At 43.2% G+C, this 3968-nt stretch carries 3 protein-coding genes, 1 tRNA gene and 1 pseudogene; 2 read left to right on the top strand and 3 right to left on the bottom strand.

Annotated elements, in window-relative coordinates:
* Window positions 1-285, bottom strand: a pseudogene (locus tag F6K52_RS33370) ((2Fe-2S) ferredoxin domain-containing protein); the annotation flags it as partial.
* Between the two features lie 314 nt (window positions 286-599).
* On the opposite strand from F6K52_RS33370, the gene F6K52_RS33375 reads away from it, so the two are divergent.
* Window positions 600-1154 carry a Dps family protein gene (locus F6K52_RS33375; protein ID WP_293088966.1) on the top strand — a complete coding sequence of 185 codons (555 nt, stop codon included), beginning with the start codon at window positions 600-602 and terminating at the stop codon, window positions 1152-1154.
* A 166-nt stretch (window positions 1155-1320) separates the two neighbouring features.
* Here F6K52_RS33375 and F6K52_RS33380 read toward each other — a convergent pair.
* Together F6K52_RS33380 and F6K52_RS33385 are read right to left on the bottom strand one after the other, a co-directional pair.
* Window positions 1321-1405: transfer RNA gene (locus F6K52_RS33380), tRNA-Ser, on the bottom strand.
* Between the two features lie 82 nt (window positions 1406-1487).
* A complete protein-coding gene (locus F6K52_RS33385) occupies window positions 1488-2405 on the bottom strand; it encodes a TIGR04168 family protein (RefSeq protein WP_293088968.1) in 918 nt (305 codons plus the stop codon).
* A 391-nt stretch (window positions 2406-2796) separates the two neighbouring features.
* On the opposite strand from F6K52_RS33385, the gene F6K52_RS33390 reads away from it, so the two are divergent.
* A partial coding sequence (locus tag F6K52_RS33390) for a serine/threonine-protein kinase (protein WP_293088970.1) occupies window positions 2797-3968 on the top strand: 1172 nt, incomplete at its 3' end.

Here is a 3968-nt window from a genome sequence, read left to right on the forward strand (position 1 = left end):
CCTTCTCGACGATCTGGGGGGAGCAGCAAGGCTCACCTCATAGGCTTTAAGTATAAGTTTTCGAGTTTTGCGCTTTAGTTTGCTGGTGCCACTCACCTCAATCCACGCCCCAGGGATAATGGCTGGATCCAAGCTCTTTCTGAGAGGTTTAGATAACTTAATCCAATATTCGATATTTGAAACAGTAATTCTTAAATACTTGATTTTATAGCCATCTTTAATGACAAAGTCTAATAACTGTCCTACTACACTGAACTCTGAGACTGGCTCTTTCAACTTAGACATAGTTATTTACCTCTAGGAAAACTGTTTTTCTTTAATCAACCTTAAAAATTGCCATCCTTGTGGAATGAATCTTGCCAATGTGCTGGGTTTAAGCAGATTTTACCAAAACAAATCCCGTTCACCGAGTTGAGAGTAATCGATAATCTATCTCAACTAATTTATCACAAATAATCCTCAATAGAGATTCTGAAAAAGTTAAAAATTGTGTTGTTAGCGACGTTTGGGAGTCTAGATTAAATAAGATTAGATGTGTTAGCCTACTTAAAAGCCTGGCAATAAGGCACACTTAATGAAAACGAAAGGAGAACACTATTATGTCTACAACTCAGGGTCTACTACGCTCCTTTGGTGACATTGCTGACAATCCAATTTTGCTGGAAAAAAACGTTACCACCCCAGTTTGTGAAGGATTAAACATAGCTTTAGCTAGCTTCCAAGGGTTGTACTTGCAATATCAAAAGCACCACTTTGTTGTGGAAGGAGCAGAGTTTTACTCCTTGCATAAGTTCTTTGAAGAAAGCTACGACGATGCTCAAGAGCATGTCCATGACTTAGGAGAGCGTTTGAATGGACTAGGAGGAATTCCAGCTACTAGTTTTGCCAAATTAGCTGAATTGTGCTGCTTCACTCCTGAATCTGATGGAGTTTACAACTCTCGCCAGATGGTAGAGCATGACTTAGCAGCTGAGCAGTCAATCATTCAGTTAGTACGCAGTCAAGCTGCTCAAACAGAAAGCCTGGGCGATCGAGCCACCCGCTATCTCTATGAGAAAATCTTGCTCAAGACTGAAGAACGGGCTTATCATTTGAGTCATTTCCTGGCTCCGGACAGCCTAGTAATGGGATTTATGTCCAATGGAGCAAACTAAACCTACATAAACTGAGATCTTGCACCATTGTCATGAATCTTAGGGTGGACAGTGCTTACCAACTGAACCTACTTAAACCTACCTTCCTTACTCCCTATTCCATCAAGAGAAAAAAGTTGAGGGTTGACCGTCAACCTTCAACTTTTTTCTGTAAACAAATTCAAAACGGAGAGGGGGAGATTCGAACTCCCGGAGCCTTTCGGCTCGCTCGATTTCAAGTCGAGTGCAATCGACCACTCTGCCACCTCTCCGGGCAAATCTATATTAACAATCCGTGGGCTCGGATGGCGACCATCTCTACAAAGTTATATAAAAAAGTTATATAACTTAGTTTTATACCAGCAACGCTTCAGAAGACTGGTAAAGCAATTCTTCAGATACCACCGAGTAATCCTTACCCACCCAAACCAGGGATACTTTATCCACTATACCGCCTTTGAGAGACACTATCGAAAAATTCCGCAATCGGTCTGTATCGGTTTCGATAATTCGAGGGACACTGGCTGCATTTAAGTATACAGTCCCTTCCGGACTAGTAACAATCTTAGTTCGTAGTCGGTCTTTGGTGTGCTTGAGGATGTGGTGCATATGACCAAAGGTGACTAAGGGAATGTTTTTACCCAAGGAATAGATTTTTGCGATCGCATCTTCCAAATCCGGGTCCCCATGATCACCACCAGCAGGATACCAGTCTTTACCACAGGGAGCTTCTGCTTGCTCACCTAGTCCCGTCGGACCATTATGACCGATCAAGATTACCGTTTCGTAAGCCGCACTACCCACTGCTGCTACAATGCGCTCCACTGATTCAGAAAAGCTATTAATCCCATACTGTTCCCTGTAAAACTTCTTATTTCGCCAACTCTGGCCGCCCCAACTGTAAGGGCGAGCACCAACTACAGAGAGATTTAAATCTGGGAAGTCAAGGTAACCATAACCCACATGGGTTGACCCCAGTAAGTCCAACTGTTGCTGTACCCTATCTTCTACTTCATGGTCATAAGGACACTTTTTCCTTCCCCATTCCGAGGCAGTATACCAAGCATCATGGTTTCCCATAATCACCGCCTTGGGTAGGTCAATAGCAGCTATCATCTGGACTATATCCACCGCCTCATTGCCGAAATCCCCGACAAATAAGACCAGATCCACACCCAACTGCTCAAGAGCTATAGCATCTTCCGCTTCCCACAGTTGATGAATGTCTCCAACAACAGCAATTTGGATTGATTGTTTTTGATGAATGGTCATGCTTGTCTTACTATCGCCCCTTCTCCAGCATAAAGGCAAAAATGCCAACAGTAATATGAAATCGAAAAAAGAATACTACATATCACCCCATTATCCCATCACCTGATTATCCCATCAGCCCTTGGCACAGAGCTTGTTTCTGAGCATCCGGATCGAGTAGCTGATGGCTGAAGAATACATTAAGTGTGACTTTTCACAGAGGAGTCTCTAACGGAATAGTATCTAGTCTGACGGGGAGATAGAGAAAATAGCTCCGATCAGGGAGATCATAAATACTGTATTCTTCCATTCTTCCATTCTTAGCCACCTTCGGCCTATTCCTCTCCTTGCGATGGAAGCACCATCAACACTTTTACAGCAAACATCAACGTAAGCGGTTAGTAAAAAGCGTATGTCTAGATTAGCGTTTAGCCCAGGAGCAGGACCAGAACAGTTAATCAATGGACGTTATCAAGTTATTGAAATCCTTAACCGTTTGAGCTGGGGTCAAACTTGTATTGCGCTAGACACTTACCGACCCGGAAATCCCGAATGTATTGTTAGAGAATTCCGTCCTGTTACTGATGATACTGACTCCTGGCAAGCTGCACAAGATATATTTCATCGTGAAACTAAAATTTTGGAGATTATCTGTCAGCATGACCAAGTTGCCCCAATTTTAGATTGCCTAGAAATTGACCATAGCTTCTACATAGTTCAAGATTTCATCCCTGGACGACCCCTGAGTCAGGAACTCAATCAACCTTGGAGTGAAAGCAGAGTAATCAATCTGCTACAAGAGGTTTTAGAGATTTTGGCATTTGTCCATGGCCAAGGGGTGATTCATGGTGATATCAAGCCAGACAATCTGATCAGACGATCAGACGATAGGAAATTAGTTTTAACTGACTTTAGCGGTATTAAGCAAGTGCGGACACCATTAGTTGGTGTTCAATTTAGTGCCATAGCCGCTTTGGGCGCATTCGGGTATATACCAACAGAGCAAGTTCTCGGTAAACCTCGTCCCTGTAGTGACCTATATGCTGTAGGGATGATTGCCATTGAGGCACTTACAGGATTCAAACCGTTACACCTAGAAGAAGACCCATTAACCGGAGAAGCCCTTTGGCAGGACTACGCCACAGTCACTAAAGATTTCGCTGCCATTATTCAGCAGATGGTGCGCTATTACTTCAAAGACCGTTACCAGTCTGCTGATCAGGTTTTGGAGGCACTCCATTCCTTAACTAGTTCTAAATCATCTATAAACTTATCAATGTCTTCAGCACCACCAACATCCCCAAACCCCTACAAACAAAAAACTGACGATACTCTGGGTGAGCCAATTGGAGTAGAGACTCTTCCAACAGAGGAAACAGACGAAACAGAGGAAACAACTGACGATACTCTGGGTGAGCCAATTGGAGCAGAGACTCTTCCAACAGAGGAAACAGAGGAAACAGAGGAAACAGAGGAAACAGAGGAAATTTATTATCCCTCTATGCCTACTATTCCTACCAGAAAGTCTAGTGGACTTAATCTCACCGCCATGGGAGTTTCCACATCTGTAGCCTTATTAGTAGT

Origin of the sequence: Moorena sp. SIO3H5 (assembly GCF_010692395.1) — a bacterium.
GTDB lineage: Bacteria > Cyanobacteriota > Cyanobacteriia > Cyanobacteriales > Coleofasciculaceae > Moorena.